The organism is Shewanella sp. S23-S33, assembly GCF_043359565.1.
GTDB lineage: Bacteria > Pseudomonadota > Gammaproteobacteria > Enterobacterales > Shewanellaceae > Shewanella > Shewanella oncorhynchi.
The window spans coordinates 50,975-65,938 of sequence record NZ_JBHFFD010000065.1; the positions used below are offsets into that span (position 1 = coordinate 50,975).

Below are 14,964 nucleotides of genomic sequence, written 5' to 3' on the forward strand. Positions count from 1 at the left end.
AAGCTGCCATGACATTTCAATCATTTGCACTCGATGATATTGCCAATTTGCACGAATCGGCCCAAGTAGAATTTAAACTCGCAGGTGGCCGCGATGGCCAAGGTCAATTACCCGAAGACATTTGGGCGACTTATAGCTCTTTTGCCAACACTTTGGGTGGCGAGATCATCCTAGGTGTGCGGGAAGAGCGTGGCCATTTCAGCATTGAAGGCATTCCCAATCCGCTTCCTGTTTTACAAGAATTTTGGGAAATCCTCGATGACCCGAGTCGCACTAGTCACAATCTTTTAGCGATTTCGGATGTACAGATTATTGAAATTATGAACAAAAAACTCATTCGTATCCGCGTACCACTAGCGCCTGAGCAGCTAAAACCTATCTACGTAGGCAGCGATCCTTACACTGGGAGTTATTTTAGGGTGGGAGATGCCGACATGCATGCGAGCCGTCGGCAGGTCAATCTACTGCTGCGCCGCGCCCATCTTTGCATGAAGCAACTCAAGGCGCGTTAATCCAGTAAATCTAACATCCTGTTATTACGTTAAAAACCTGCTAATAGATAGCCGCCCATGGCCGCAATCGCCACGCCAGTAACGCGCATTAAATTGCGTTGCCCTGTCATCCGCTGCATTCCAAGGCCTATCATTACGCCGCCTAAATGGATGACTGCTGTACCAAATAAAAACCCTAGGGCATACAGGACTGGGCTAGCCAATTCCGGCATTTCAGCGCCGTGGGCATGCCCGTGGAAAATCGCGAATACGCCCACAAAGGCCATGGCGAATAACAGCGGAATTTGACGATCGAAGGCGATAGCAAGACCGAGCAACAACACAGAAAGGGCAATACCTATTTCAACAAAGGGAACGGCAATCGCATATAAACCTAAAATCCCGCCCACTAACATAAAGGTGACAAATGCTAAGGGGACAGTCCAAATCGCGCGGCCACCGAGCTGGGTGCTCAACATGCCCACACTCAACATAGCCAGCAAGTGATCGAAGCCCAATACGGGATGATTAAAACCCGACATGAAACCGCCACCTGAATGGATCTCATGGGCCGATACCGGCGCGATCCAACATAAAGAGAGCAGTAATAACAACCCGATACGCGCCATAAAATAGCCTTAGTCAGTGACTTTAGTGATATAAAACTTAACTTTAGTGCAAATTTGGCTGGCAAACCTTGATCTCAATCACCCAAAGATACAGATTAAAAATGCACGCAAAGCTAGTTTGCGTCGATAGCCAATACTTTTGTCAAAGCGTCGAGGGAGGCTATTTCTAAATGGGGCAACAAGGCGGCTATCGGTAAGGAATCGACTCGACCAAAACTGGGATTTAGCCACACAGACTGGCACCCCGCCAATCGAGCACCACGAACGTCTGCATTCATGCTATCACCAACATGCAGTAAGTGTTGCGGTGCAATCTTTAACCGCGAGCAAGCTAATGCAAACATGTCTTTAGCGGGTTTCATATGCACGCCATTACCTGGATGCAACACAAACTCGAAAGTTTCCCCTAAACCAATCCGCTCGGCGTCCACATTGCCATTGGTGATGCCGACTAATCTAAAATGCTGCGATAAGCGCTTGAGTAATAAGAGCACTTCGTCAGACACTTGGAAATGGCTGCGGTAAAAATAAAAGCATGCTAATCCTTGCTCGGCGCCGCGTTCGGCTTCAGTCGCCGAATACCCTAATTGTATTAGACCTTGGCGAAGCGTAGCTAAACGGGCTGCGCTAGTGTCGTGGGCGAGCTCACGATTTTGCTGCAAAAGTTGCAGTTTTAGCCTGCGCCAATCATGGGGTTGCCACGCCTGCGATAATGGATAAGTCTGCAACAGAAACGTCGCCAGCTCAGCTTCGGCATTTAAAATATGCGGTAGATTGTCGTACAAGGTATCGTCGAGATCGAAACTGATCGCTTGAATATGTTGAGGTCTAAGATAGCAACGCATTATTTATCCTGTGTTTTTTTTCGCTCTAGGATGGGCGTTATCATACACCTTAGCTAAGTGTTGGAAATCCAAACTGGTGTAAATTTGCGTGGTCGCTAGGTTCGCATGACCCAATAATTCTTGCACCGCCCGCAAGTCGGCGCTCGCTTCTAACATGTGAGTGGCAAAGGAATGACGCAACTTATGGGGATGTACGCGCACCGATAATGCCTGCTCTTGACCCCATTTCGCCATCCGCGCCTGAATACTACGATGGGAGAGTCGCTTGCCCTTTTCGGTCACAAATAAGGCGTTATCTTCACAGGGGATCTGCTTTCGGCAATTAAGCCAATTCTGCAGCGCAGCAATCGCTAAACGACCGACAGGGACGATACGCTCCTTATTGCCTTTACCTAAGACTCGCACTTCTTTCAAATCGTATTGCACACTGGATAAATTGAGCGCGGCGAGTTCTGCTAAACGTAAGCCACTGGAATAAAACAACTCCATCATGGCTTTATCCCGCAGACTCAGCGGATCTGTACCTTCAATGTCCAGCAAGTGACTGATGGCATCGACATCGATATTCTTCGGCAGAGGTTTGGTCTGTTTGGGGGCACTTAAGCCTTTGGCGGGATTAAGCTCAATCACGCCTTCGCGCAGCAAAAATTCACCCCATTGTTTTACCGCCGATAAACACAGAGAAAGCGATCGCGGGCTTAAACCTTTGCGGTGCAATTTGGCTAACACTTGCTGCCAATGCTCGCGGCTCACATTGAGTAAATGCACGCCTTCGGGCAAAAGATCGCTACTGCGATTAAGCTCGTAAAGGTAATTCCGTACTGTATGGGCAGACAACTGTCGCTCGGTACTCAGATAACGTTCAAAGGTTTGTAACCATTGAGTATTTAATGCCGACACTTCGCCTGTTTGCGTACTCATATCGGTTTCCTCGTGGGTTTTGCTAAGCTTTGGGTGAGCACTATAGCTCAACGACCGTTACAGCTTTGCAAGCATATGCGCCAGTAAACGCCGCAACTGTTCCAGCAGCATGTTATCCATATCAGGATGAAAATGGGTGACATCTTGACTAGCAATGGCAAAAATCACTGGGTTGTCTTCCGACAATTTAGTCAGTGCCACCGAGCCCACTTCGCTACCAAATAACCGTTTGGCTTCTTGTTGCGTTAGCCGACCAAAATAGTGACCTTTATGCAGTCTTTGATCCCATATTGCCTTCATATCGGCATCGAGAACGCTGATCAAACGCACATGACTGAAATTAAACTGTAATTTTAAACTGTCGGCCAACACTTCTTTGAGTGACACAAGATCGGCACAATTCAGTAGCTGGAAGGATAACTCAGTATTGAATTGGTAAATTTTCTCGTTGCGCGCCGCCATCGTTAACAGACTGGTGATCTCTTCTTCCAACTGGCTGACTCGCTGGCGCAGCATTTCTTGACGACGTTCCACCAAAGAGATGGCGCCGCGCTCCAGATGGGGCAGACGCATTGCCAGCAATAGCTCAGGATAGCGATTGAAAAAATCAGGATTATCCAGCAGATACTCGCGAATAATCAACTCATCAAAGGGCACATTCGTCTGCGGCATCAAAGGCTCTGTCATAACTGAATTTGTCCATCGTAAACATGCTGCGCTGGGCCCGTCATCCACAAAGGTTTCCCCTCGCCTTCCCAGTTGATGGTTAAAGTACCGCCGGGTAAATCCACCCGCACTTGCTGGCCGAGCTTCCCTTGCACTTGACCTACAACCACGGCCGCACACGCGCCAGTGCCACAGGCCAAAGTTTCGGCCGCGCCACGTTCATACACCCGCAGCTTAATGTGGCCCGAATCTACTACTTGCATAAATCCCACATTCACACCACGGGGAAAGCGCTCATGCTTAGTGAGCATGGCACCAATTTCAGCAACAGCGGCGCTCGCCACATCTTCAACGTCGAGCACACAATGGGGATTGCCCATAGAAGCCGCGCCACATAAAAAGGTTTGCAGTGGTGTTTGCAGTAAATAGGTTTTTTCGGCTTTCTTGGCTTTAAAGGGGATCAGACTTGGTTCAAGAATAGGCACGCCCATATTCACGGTAACTGTGCCATCTCGCTCTAAACGCAGAGTCATCTTACCTGATGAAGTGCTAACACGGATTTTACTCTTATTGGTCAATCCTTTATTGCGCACAAAACGGGCAAAACAGCGGGCGCCATTACCGCATTGTTCGACTTCAGTACCATCGGCATTGAAGATGCGATAATGGAAATCTAAATCGGGATCATAGGGCGGCTCAACCAACAGTAATTGATCGAAACCTATGCCAAAGTTACGGTCGGCTAAACGGCGGATCTGCTCAGGCGAAAAGAACACGTTCTGCGTGACCCCATCGACCACCATAAAATCGTTACCCAGTCCGTGCATCTTAGTGAATTGGATCAAGATACTTATCCTTTAAGCCGAGGCGCCGCTCATTAAGTATGAAACCAAGCGCCTGAATCAATATAATTTTTCTAGTTTACGGCAGGAGTTGCTCACCTTGCCAGAGCTGAGACAATTTTTCTCGCTCACGCACTAAGAAAGCGTGCTCACCATCGACCATGACTTCAGCCGCACGAGGACGCGTGTTGTAGTTAGAGGCCATCGCAAAACCATAGGCACCACTCGAACGCACAGCAAGTAAATCCCCTGCCACTAAAGCCAGCTTGCGATCTTTACCTAAAAAATCACCTGTTTCGCAGACTGGACCAACAATATCAAACTCATAGGCCTCAGAGTCCCTTGGCACGACTGGGATAATATTTTGCCATGCACTGTAAAGTGCTGGGCGAATTAAGTCATTCATCGCGCCATCGACAATCGCAAAACGCTTGTCGCTGTTTTCTTTCAGATATAGCACCTGAGTAACAAAAATCCCCGCATTAGCGGCAATCGCACGGCCCGGTTCGAAGATTAGCTTCAGTTGACGGTCGCCCATACGCGCCAATATGGCTGCGGCATACACATCAGGATGCGGCGGAGTTTCAGCATCATAGGTCACCCCTAAACCGCCACCCACATCAAAATGCTCAATGACGATACCTTGTTCAGCCAGACGATCGATCAACGCGAGCATACGATCCATTGCATCGAGGAAAGGTTGAATTTCGGTCAATTGCGAACCGATATGGCAATCGACACCTTTCACTTTTAAATGTGGCAAAGCATGGGCACGGGCGAAGACGGTTTCGGCCTCATCCATAGCGATACCAAATTTATTTTCTTTAAGACCAGTCGAAATATAGGGGTGAGTCCCCGCATCCACATCGGGATTGACTCGCAAGGAAACTGGCGCCACTTTACCTAAACGACCTGCGACCAAATTTAACTGCTCAAGCTCGGCGCTCGACTCGACGTTAAAGCAATAAATGCCCAGATTAAGTGCCTGTTCCATTTCAGCCGCAGTTTTACCCACGCCAGAGAACACCACTTTAGCGGGATCGCCGCCCGCTTCAATCACTCTTGCTAACTCACCACCCGACACGATATCAAAACCACTGCCTAAACGTGCCAACACATTCAGTACGGCCAAGTTCGAATTAGCTTTAACCGCGTAACAAATCAAATGTGGATGATCTGACACGGCGTTATTAAAGGCATGCCAATGGCGCTCTAGCGTGGCGCGGGAATAGATATACAGCGGCGTACCATAGGTTTGAGCTAAGTCGGCGACCTGGCAGCCTTCGGCGTGCAGGGCATTTTGTTGGTAGAGAAAGTGATCCAATGTCTGATTCCTTACTGCGCTTTATCGCTGCGATAGTGATGATAGTTATAGCTGCTATTATTGTTGTGTTTTTTGTACTTCGATGGCTCGAATTTCAGTTTTAATCTCTTCTACTTCAGGCTCTGGTTTAGACGCCTCAACCTTTTTAGGCTGATTCACCTCTGTGGCCGGAGATCGATAGAGGGGGCCCTTCTGGCCGCACGCAGTAATGAATAGGCTACCAAGCAATAACAATAAAAACAGTCTCATTTTTCTCAACATCTGTGCATCTGGTGACTAATGGCCTTATAATCGCACCCATCTTGACGAAAGCAAAGGACAGAAATGCATGGCCATGACAGATACAGAATTTCACCAGCTCGCCGATGACATGTTCCAAGCCATAGAAAATGCGATTGAAACTGCGATTGATGAGCAAGATGCCGATCTTGATATCGATGCCAGTGGCAACGTATTGCAATTAGAATTTGTTGATGGCTCTAAGATAGTGATCAACAAGCAAGAACCTTTGCATGAGATTTGGGTCGCCACACGCTTTGGTGGATATCACTTTGGTTTTGTTGAAGGTAAATGGATGGACGGACGAAATGGCGGCGAGTTTATGCCATTCGTGCAAGAGTCTATCGAGCGCCAAGGCGGCATTAAGCTTAGCTTCTAATCTAAGCCTGTCGTAGTGCAAAACCGTAATAGTGCAAAACAATAATGGGAGCCTTGGCTCGCATTATTTATGTTAAAAACCAGCTAAAACTCAGTGTCTTGATCGCTAACATCGATACCGAAAGGCGCCACCGTTAACTCTCCGGCTACCCGCACTAAATGGAAAAATTGCGGAATATTAAACCGGGCCCGTGAAGCATAATGCTCATCGAACACATAGTGATGGCTCACTTTATTTACCAACTCGGCCATGTTTGATCCCGCCTGCACGTAATGGCTTAGTTGATTTTCCTCATCGAGGATAAATACATCCAAGTTATCGACCCGTTGGCGTAGAAAATACTGAATCGCGCCTTTAGCCGCATAGTTTTGCACCACTTTCGGCATACTCGAAAAGGGATCGTCACCTAATTCAGGCCGCGGCAATAGTACAAGATGACTGCGGGATAACTGTTGATAAAATGACTTGGCATCGCTTAAGTCCTGATAGGCCATGCCTAAGGGATTAAAAAAGATCCCATAGCGAGTACGACTTATCTGCAGTGGCTGCACTAAGGTGCTGGATTGCTGCACTTGTTGGCACAAACGCATGGTTTGTTTTAGTAGATTTTTCACTGCTAATTTAAGCTGTGGGCGTAACTTCTGTGAACAGCTGATCACATCCATATCCACAGGTAAACTGGCCCGTCTTAGCCCCGGCGTCACAAAGGCTAAGGCTTGCAATACCGCGGTATCGCCTTCGAAGCGATGACACTGCCATTCACCCCAACTATTCAAGCAAATTGCATCTAACGCACCAAGCATATTGGCTTTTTTACGCCCGAGTGAGAACACGTTCGCATTCATCACATCGACCATCATTTCCTGTCCTTGCCATTCAATAGTGGGATCGCAATCCAGATTGAGTACGAAAATCAGCTTACGAAAATGCCATGGCTGGCATAAGTCACGTTTAGATACACGCCAATCGTGGTCGATAAAATTCAGTAACCGCTTAGAAGCTTCGGTAAGCCGTTTCGACTTTGCCTTACTCTGACCATATTCATGCCATTGAGTACTCGGCGTCGAGATCCCATTTAAACATGCCCAGATCATTAAGGCTGAAGGGGTTTTCCCCTTACATATTGCCGACTCGCCTAACAAATTTTGTGGCTGAGGCCCTTGTCGATACAGATAATATTGACGCTCGCGGGAGCTTGAGACCATAGTCACTTCGGACTCAGCGACTGAAGCACTCCACAGCAGATTCAGCTTAGCGATTTGGTCTTCATCTTGACTAAAATAGGTATGCAACTTGCGAGTCAGCATTCCCAAATCTTCGATCCGCAAACCTTCATTTAACTCATGTGTCGATGCGAAACGTAGTAAAGTTTGGTAGCTCGCTAATAACAGTTCATTCAGTTGCTCGTTAAACCAATTGAGCTGGCCACTATGCCAATGTTCACAATTGTCTAAAGTGCTAATCAGACTATCTGGCCATTGCCAATCCTGCACCAGCTTTTGCAATTTAGGATAACGCCAATCTTTGCCCTCTTGGGTTCGACTCAAGTGCACGCCACATTTTAAATAGAAGCAGCGCCGCACTATCTCTAGTCGGCGAGTATCATTCTGCTTAAGTAAATAGGTTTCGATAATCTCATAGATAGAGTAATAGGCATCATTCGAAGTCGAAAAATCACCGGCGAGCGTTTTCTGCCATAAGTGATCACAAAGCAGAGTTGAATGGGGATAATCACTGGCATAAGCCTCGAGTAGCAATACTTTAATCAGCGCCTTATGGGGCTTTTCTAAGCCCTTGTAGAGCTGCCATAACGAAGCACCAAAGTACTCACTCGCAGGTAATTCATGTACATCGCCTAAGGACAAGAGCGCAGGATTGAGTTTAGCGTCTGGCCACCATGCAATTGTTTTACCCGCCAAACGAATTTGGCTGCGATAAAACTCTTCAAGTAATAGCCAATGCTGCATACTACCGCTATGCTCATGGGCCATTGCGGATTGACATCCACGAACGGCTTTACCGCCACAAAACTGCTGCGGATGAACTAAGTAAAAATTCACCTCAAACTGATACTCGGCAAACCAAGCAGTCAATCGAGTCGCTTTAATCTTGATTAGCGCCAAATCCTCAGAACACAGATCAGCCCTATGTACTAACCAAACATCGACATCGCTCTTGGCATTTTGGCCAAAACTGCCAGTACTCCCCATCGCATAAACGCCTTCAAAGGCATTGATATCCGCTTCTTGAGTAGTAAAAGGCAGCGAGAACACATCGCAGGCCTGGGACTCAGTCTCACCAACCTGATACTCGTTGATTCCACAGGGCGTATTGGCGGCATGATAGCCAGGATACTGAACACCGTTCTGGTGAATTAAAAAGGGGATCAAATGGAATAAGTGTTTTTGTAACGGCGATAGCAAAGCTAGGGCGCGTGCAATACGTACCTTATTAAGTCTTTCTGCTATATCAGGAAACTGTATTTGCCGATCCATTCAAAAACACAACACTTAAGCACTTATGGGAAATGTGCTCATGTTAACACTTTTACAAACTCGAGCAACTAAACGTGAAGCCCGTCACACTTTCACGGTATCTAGAACATCGCCAACTTCAAAGAATCGATACGGCTTCCTTACATAAACGATTTGCCAATGTTAGCATTGGCGCAACTAAGATCTTTGATGGAAACTAGGCATGTCTGAGAACCGCATACGTATCGCAACCCGCAAGAGTCCGCTGGCCATGTGGCAAGCTGAATTTGTTAAAGCCGAATTAGAACGCATTCACCCCGGTATTGTGGTGGAATTGCTGCCAATGAGCACTAAGGGTGACGTTATCTTAGATACGCCGCTAGCCAAAGTGGGCGGTAAAGGTTTGTTCGTCAAAGAGCTTGAAGTCGCCATGTTAGACGATCTTGCCGATATCGCGGTGCACTCAATGAAAGACGTGCCCGTCGACTTCCCTGAAGGCTTGGGCCTTGAAGTTATTTGCGAGCGCGAAGATCCACGCGATGCCTTTGTATCGAATTTATATAAATCGATCAGCGAATTACCATTAGGCGCAACTGTGGGCACCTCGAGCCTACGTCGTCAATGCCAACTGCGCGCATCACGCCCTGACCTTATCATCAAAGATTTACGCGGTAACGTAGGCACTCGTTTAGCTAAACTTGATAACGGCGAATACGATGCCATTATTCTTGCCGCTGCAGGCTTAATTCGCCTGAAATTGTCTGAGCGTATTGCCAGCTTTATTTCTGCCGAAGAGTCCTTGCCCGCCAACGGCCAAGGCGCTGTGGGTATCGAATGTCGCACCAACGACGCACGCGTTAAGGCACTACTGGCACCATTAGAACATTTAGAAACGCGCTACCGTGTGATTGCCGAGCGCGCGATGAACACGCGCCTAGAAGGTGGATGCCAAGTGCCGATTGGCGCATTTGCCGAAATCAATGGTGATGAGATGACATTACGCGGCCTAGTCGGTAACCCTGATGGTAGTGAAATCATCGAAGGCGTGATCACAGGTCCAAAAACCGACGCCACGCAATTAGGGGTTGCCCTTGCCGAAGAGCTATTGAGCAAAGGCGCAAAAAGCATACTCGACGCTGTTTACGCTAAAGCATAAGTCGATGAAAGTCTTACTGACGCGCCCAGAAGGGCGCAATCAGTCCATGATCGATGCCTTGAATCAACAAGGCATTAGCCATTGGGTTACACCTCTACTGTGTGTCGAAGCAACGCCGCCCATCACAACGAATAACTCACACCCATTGGCACACGCCGATATGATTATCTGTATCAGCGCCAATGCAGTCAGCTTTGCCGACTATGCCTTAACAACCGCTCATTCTCGAATAAAAGGCTGGCCTCAAGCTCAATATTTCGCCGTAGGTCATGCGACTTGGGAAGCATTAAATCAACTCGGCATTGAAGCCCTCGAAGCCCCAGATGATTGTCAGCAGACCGAAGGTCTACTCACGCTCGCGCCTTTGCAAGATATTAAAGGTAAGCAGATTACGATAATACGTGGCGTTGGCGGCCGTGAAGCCTTAGCTGAACGACTGGCTGAGCGCGGGGCAACAGTGCGCTATTGGGAAGTATATCAACGGGCTTGTCCACCACTCGATGGACAGCAGATCGCACAACAATGGCAAGAGTTTGGCATCGACACTATTGTCGTCACCAGCGGTGAAGTACTGGATAACCTGATTAATCTAGTGCCAAAAGAGTTATTTGCATGGCTGCGCTCATGTCATATCATAGTCCCAAGTAACCGAGTAGAAGCTCAAGCTCACGCCTTTGGTATAACCCAAGTCACCAATGCCAATGCCGCCAACAGCAAAGCCGTGCTAAACGCCCTTAAACTCTAAGCGCTATTTAGCCCGATTTAACTCGAATTTCGGCAGTAGCATGTTTTCAAGGACTGTTAAATGGATAACAACAAGCACGACGCAAAGAGCCCTGAATTACAGGCTACCTCTATTATTGAACCATCAATAACGACTGATGACACGCCCGTAACTTCAGCGCCATCTTCTGAATCCCAAACAGCCAAAGCCACACCTTCAAGCACGCCGAGTCAAACGCCAGCATCCAATAGAAGCTCGTGGGCGATTCGCTTTGGAGTGTTATTAGCGCTGGGTTTAACCGCTTGCACCCTTGGCGGCGGTTTTGTGCTATACCAACAGATGCAACAGCAACTACTGGCGCAGGATGCGAAAAATATCGCCCTACAAGACCAATTACAGCAAGCCCTGCTACAACCCAACCAACGTATTGGCCAGCTTGAACAGCAACAACTGAATGATGCTAAGACCTATCAAGAATTAACAAAATTGGCAGAAGACCAAAATCAACTGCAGGACAGGATCAATAAACTTGCCCAGCGCAGTCCAACGCATTGGATGGCGTCAGAAGCCGAATATCTAGTAAACATGGCGGGCCGTAAACTTTGGTTAGAAAAAGATCCCCGCACCGCCACCGATCTATTAAAATCGGCGGATGAAACCATCGCCGCCATGAACAATCCCGCTTTGCTACCTATTCGTAAGGCTCTGGCAAAAGATATCGCCGCGACTGCAAGTATTAAAACCACAGATATTGATGGTAGTGTATTAGCCCTAGATGCCTTAATTGAGCAACTCGATAAACTACCCCTTAATCGCACCGATGCAGAAACCGATGCCCCTGAAGATACAAACATTACTGGCGATTTAAATGACTGGCAGAGCAACTTAGGGAAGACGTGGAAAGCGTTAACCCAAGACTTTATCACCATACGCCATAGAACCGCCGATGCACCCGCTTTACTTGCTCCTGAGCAACAGTGGTATCTGGTTGAAAATATTCGTCATAAACTGCTGCAATCTCAACTTGCGTTATACCGCTACGACAGAGCCGCTTATCACCAATCATTAATGATGGTGCGTAAGTGGATTCAAACCTATTTTGATACTCAAGATCACAGCACTGCTGAAGCCATCGCCAAAATCGATACATTGGCGACATTAGAACTTGATCCTATTACTCTGAAATCCTTTGCCGCAAAACCTCTGCTATTACAGCTGACAAGCTATGGTGAGCTGACCTCATCAGAGGATGTGCCATTATGATCAAGATATTAATTTTCTTAGGGATAATATTGATAGGGCTCTGCATTAGCCCTTGGTTGGTGGGCAACACAGGTTATGTATACATTGCGGCAGGTGACTACCAGGTTGAGACCAGTTTAGTCTTTGGGATCATTGCCTTAATTGTATTTTATGCCATGTTCCAAGTACTAGAATGGTTGGTGATTAGCGCCATTAATCTCATGCTGCGTAGCCGTTTTATTCCTCGCCACTGGCGCCGTCGCTCCGCGAAAAAGCATACCTTAATGGGTGCACTGGCTCTGGCAGAAGAAGATTGGCCAGCAGCAGAACGCGCTATGATAAAAGGCGCCGACAATGGCGAACTCCCTGCACTTAATTTACTTGCAGCGGCTCGTGCTGCCCAGTACCAACAGAAAATAGCAGAGCGTGATCAATATCTTGACCGTGCAGCAACACAACCGCTGGCCGCGAATGCCGTCGCAACCACGCGTACTCGATATCTGTTAAAACAAGGTGAGTTAGCTTTAGCCCGCACCGAGCTCGATAAATTAGCCCCCACAAGTAAGAGCAAAGCACCGGTACTCAAACTCGCCCTCGAGTTATATCGAGCGCAAGAGGATTGGGATGCGCTCAAGCTATTATTACCTATTTTGAAGAAACGCCAGATCCTAGATGACACCCAGCTAAATGAACTCAATGTAATCACTCACTGCGCTTTACTCAAAGCCGCAACCATTAAAGGCGAAGAAGCCTTAGAACAATGCTGGCAGTGGTTATCTCGCAGTGAGCGCAATCAGTCTGAGTTTTTGGCGATTTATGCTGTGGGTTTATGCCGCTTTAATCGCAAAGAGCAAGCGCTGAAGCTACTCTCGAAAAAATTACGCACTTCTCCTGAATCAGCGCTTTTAGAAGTCATTCCAGAAATAACGACAGCCCAAGATACAGAAATCCGTAAGCAGTTACTCAAACATGAAATCACCCATGAGAATAATGCCGACTACCAGATGTGCTTAGCTAAACTTTATCAGCAAACACGGGATATGAAAGAAGCCAGAACCTGCTGGCAAAATGTTTGCCGACTCGAACCCACAAAAGCCTCTTGGTTGGCGCTTGCACGGATTCAAGAACAGTTAGGTGAACAAGGTAACGCAAATCAAAGTTATCGTCAGGCGGTTAATCTGTAGTTCTACAATGCCTGCAACCTAGTCGCCGTGATTTGAGTAACGAAAGATCACGGCACTTGCCAATGCTGGCATATTAAAACCCACTTAACTTGCCAAAAATGTTAAAAACTAGATCGTGTCGCTTCTTTTCCGTAAAAACCACTCTCCCAATCCAGATTAATTTCTTATAACTATGCTTAATCTTAGAGTTAAAAAGTACTAAATACGGCCCTTTTTATAGATATAGCTACTACATCTAGTTACAGGTCTAAAAATTGTCACTTTTGCGTATTAAGATCCGTAAAACCGCATAAGAACAGGCGACACAAGCGCGTCAAAAAATTGACTTAAGTCGTTTCGTTAGCTAAAATTCCACCACTTGTATCACAGTGCGACATATTTGTTGGACTTGTGCGTCTATGGATTAACACACTTTGGCTGTTGGGAGCTTACTATGGGATCGGTAATTACATCAAAGAAAGGTTTGCTTAAGTTAGTAAAAGGGCAAATCAATGTCGAAGTTGATGGTTCAAATCAACCCGCTAAGGATGGCGAACAACTCCCTAAAGGTGCTGTGCTCCATATTGGCGAAAACGCAACCTATGAAATTACCTTCGATGATGGCACTAAGCTATCAAATGAAGTCGCGCCCAGCGAAACTACTGCAGCGGCCTCTGGCACGGCTAACGAAGCAGCCCTAGATGAAATTCAAGCATTACAAGATCTTATTGCATCCGGTGAAGACCCAACTCAGAACCTACCAGAAACCGCAGCAGGCAACACACCAGGCAGTGATGGTAACTCGGGCTATGTCACTCTAGCCCGTAGCGGCACAGAAACCATTGCAGCTTCAGGCTACTCAACAAGCGGCCAAGCACTGACTGAAACGACGGTTAATATTCCACAATTCACCATTGCAGCAGACTCACCTTCAGCACTTGCTAATGACAGCAACACTTCCAATGAAGATACTGTAGCGACTGGCAATGTGCTCGATAACGACACTGATGTGGATTCCACTCTAAGTGTTGTGAGCTTCGAAATCAGCGGTACCACCTACGCAGCAGGCACAGAAGTAACTCTCGAAGGTGGTGTTTTAGTTTTAAATAGCGACGGCTCTTACACCTTCACACCGAATGAAAACTGGAATGGCCAAGTACCTGTCATTACCTACACAACCAACACGGGCTCAACTGCGACGCTAACCATTAATATCAGCCCTGTCGATGATCCTTCCATCCTTGCAAATGACAGCGCCACAGTTGCAGAAGACACTGCAGCAACAGGCAATGTGCTTGATAATGATTCCGATATCGACAGCACCCTGTCCGTTGTCAGCTTCACTGTGAATGGCGATACCGTTACCGCAGGCACCACCGTTACCCTAGAAGGCGGCAGCTTAGTCATCAATGCCGATGGTTCTTACACCTTCACGCCCAATGAAAACTGGAATGGCCAAGTACCAGTCATCACCTACACCACTAACACTGGCTCAACAGCAACGCTAACCATTAATGTTAACCCTGTCGATGATCCTTCCATCCTTGCAAATGACAGCGCCACAGTTGCAGAAGATACTGTAGCTACAGGCAATGTGCTTGATAATGATTCCGATATCGACAGCACCCTGTCCGTTGTCAGCTTCACAGTCAACGGCGATACCATCACCGCAGGCACCACCGTTTCCCTAGAAGGCGGCAGCTTAGTCATCAATACCGATGGCTCTTACACCTTCACGCCGAATGCCAACTGGAATGGCCAAGTACCAGTCATCACCTACACCACTAACACTGGCTCAACAGCAACGCTAACCATTAATGTTAACCCTG

General features: G+C 47.4%; 15 protein-coding genes. 7 read left to right on the forward strand and 8 right to left on the reverse strand.

Features of this window, described 5'->3' with window-relative positions:
• Positions 1-8: 8 nt before the first annotated feature.
• Positions 9-512, forward strand: coding sequence for a helix-turn-helix domain-containing protein (locus tag ACHA99_RS17890; RefSeq protein ID WP_105250431.1), 504 nt, complete (start codon positions 9-11; stop codon positions 510-512).
• 29 nt (positions 513-541) lie between these two features.
• Here ACHA99_RS17890 and ACHA99_RS17895 read toward each other — a convergent pair whose 3' ends face one another.
• From ACHA99_RS17895 to ACHA99_RS17925, 7 genes are all read right to left on the reverse strand, one after another.
• A complete protein-coding gene (locus tag ACHA99_RS17895; protein WP_113940843.1) occupies positions 542-1,120 on the reverse strand; it encodes a HupE/UreJ family protein in 579 nt (192 codons plus the stop codon).
• Between the two features lie 113 nt (positions 1,121-1,233).
• A complete protein-coding gene (locus ACHA99_RS17900) occupies positions 1,234-1,965 on the reverse strand; it encodes an HAD-IA family hydrolase (protein WP_393944197.1) in 732 nt (243 codons plus the stop codon).
• 3 nt (positions 1,966-1,968) lie between these two features.
• On the reverse strand, positions 1,969-2,886 hold the full coding sequence (gene xerC / locus ACHA99_RS17905; protein WP_393944198.1) for a tyrosine recombinase XerC: 918 nt from the start codon (positions 2,884-2,886) through the stop codon (positions 1,969-1,971).
• 57 nt (positions 2,887-2,943) lie between these two features.
• Positions 2,944-3,573, reverse strand: coding sequence for a DUF484 family protein (locus ACHA99_RS17910; RefSeq protein WP_131523371.1), 630 nt, complete (start codon positions 3,571-3,573; stop codon positions 2,944-2,946).
• Positions 3,570-4,397 carry a diaminopimelate epimerase gene (gene dapF, locus ACHA99_RS17915; protein WP_105250436.1) on the reverse strand — a complete coding sequence of 276 codons (828 nt, stop codon included), beginning with the start codon at positions 4,395-4,397 and terminating at the stop codon, positions 3,570-3,572. The genes ACHA99_RS17910 and dapF overlap by 4 nt, the downstream gene beginning before the upstream one ends.
• A gap of 76 nt (positions 4,398-4,473) precedes the next feature.
• Positions 4,474-5,718, reverse strand: a complete 1,245-nt coding sequence (lysA, locus tag ACHA99_RS17920; protein ID WP_393944201.1) for a diaminopimelate decarboxylase — start codon at positions 5,716-5,718, stop codon at positions 4,474-4,476.
• 57 nt (positions 5,719-5,775) lie between these two features.
• Entirely contained in the window at positions 5,776-5,967 is a 192-nt protein-coding gene (locus tag ACHA99_RS17925) for a lipoprotein (protein WP_168825920.1), read from the reverse strand.
• A 79-nt stretch (positions 5,968-6,046) separates the two neighbouring features.
• On the opposite strand from ACHA99_RS17925, the gene cyaY reads away from it, so the two are divergent.
• Entirely contained in the window at positions 6,047-6,376 is a 330-nt protein-coding gene (gene cyaY / locus ACHA99_RS17930) for an iron donor protein CyaY (RefSeq protein ID WP_105250439.1), read from the forward strand.
• An 83-nt stretch (positions 6,377-6,459) separates the two neighbouring features.
• Here the strand turns inward: cyaY and ACHA99_RS17935 are convergent, their stop codons facing one another.
• Positions 6,460-8,871 (reverse strand): class I adenylate cyclase, encoded by a 2,412-nt coding sequence (locus ACHA99_RS17935; RefSeq protein ID WP_173496189.1) that lies wholly within the window; start codon positions 8,869-8,871, stop codon positions 6,460-6,462.
• A 202-nt stretch (positions 8,872-9,073) separates the two neighbouring features.
• Here ACHA99_RS17935 and hemC point away from each other — a divergent pair, with 202 nt between their 5' ends.
• From hemC to ACHA99_RS17960, 5 genes are all read left to right on the forward strand, one after another.
• Positions 9,074-10,006: a hydroxymethylbilane synthase gene (hemC, locus tag ACHA99_RS17940; protein WP_131523367.1), complete on the forward strand. Its 933-nt coding sequence runs from the start codon at positions 9,074-9,076 to the stop codon at positions 10,004-10,006.
• Between the two features lie 4 nt (positions 10,007-10,010).
• Entirely contained in the window at positions 10,011-10,751 is a 741-nt protein-coding gene (locus tag ACHA99_RS17945; protein WP_168825922.1) for a uroporphyrinogen-III synthase, read from the forward strand.
• Positions 10,752-10,811: 60 nt separating this feature from the next.
• A complete protein-coding gene (locus tag ACHA99_RS17950; RefSeq protein ID WP_393944205.1) occupies positions 10,812-11,993 on the forward strand; it encodes a uroporphyrinogen-III C-methyltransferase in 1,182 nt (393 codons plus the stop codon).
• Positions 11,990-13,156, forward strand: coding sequence for a heme biosynthesis HemY N-terminal domain-containing protein (locus ACHA99_RS17955; RefSeq protein WP_113940852.1), 1,167 nt, complete (start codon positions 11,990-11,992; stop codon positions 13,154-13,156). The genes ACHA99_RS17950 and ACHA99_RS17955 overlap by 4 nt, the downstream gene beginning before the upstream one ends.
• 433 nt (positions 13,157-13,589) lie before the next feature.
• Positions 13,590-14,964: retention module-containing protein (locus ACHA99_RS17960; RefSeq protein WP_393944207.1), on the forward strand; the 1,375-nt coding region annotated here is incomplete at its 3' end.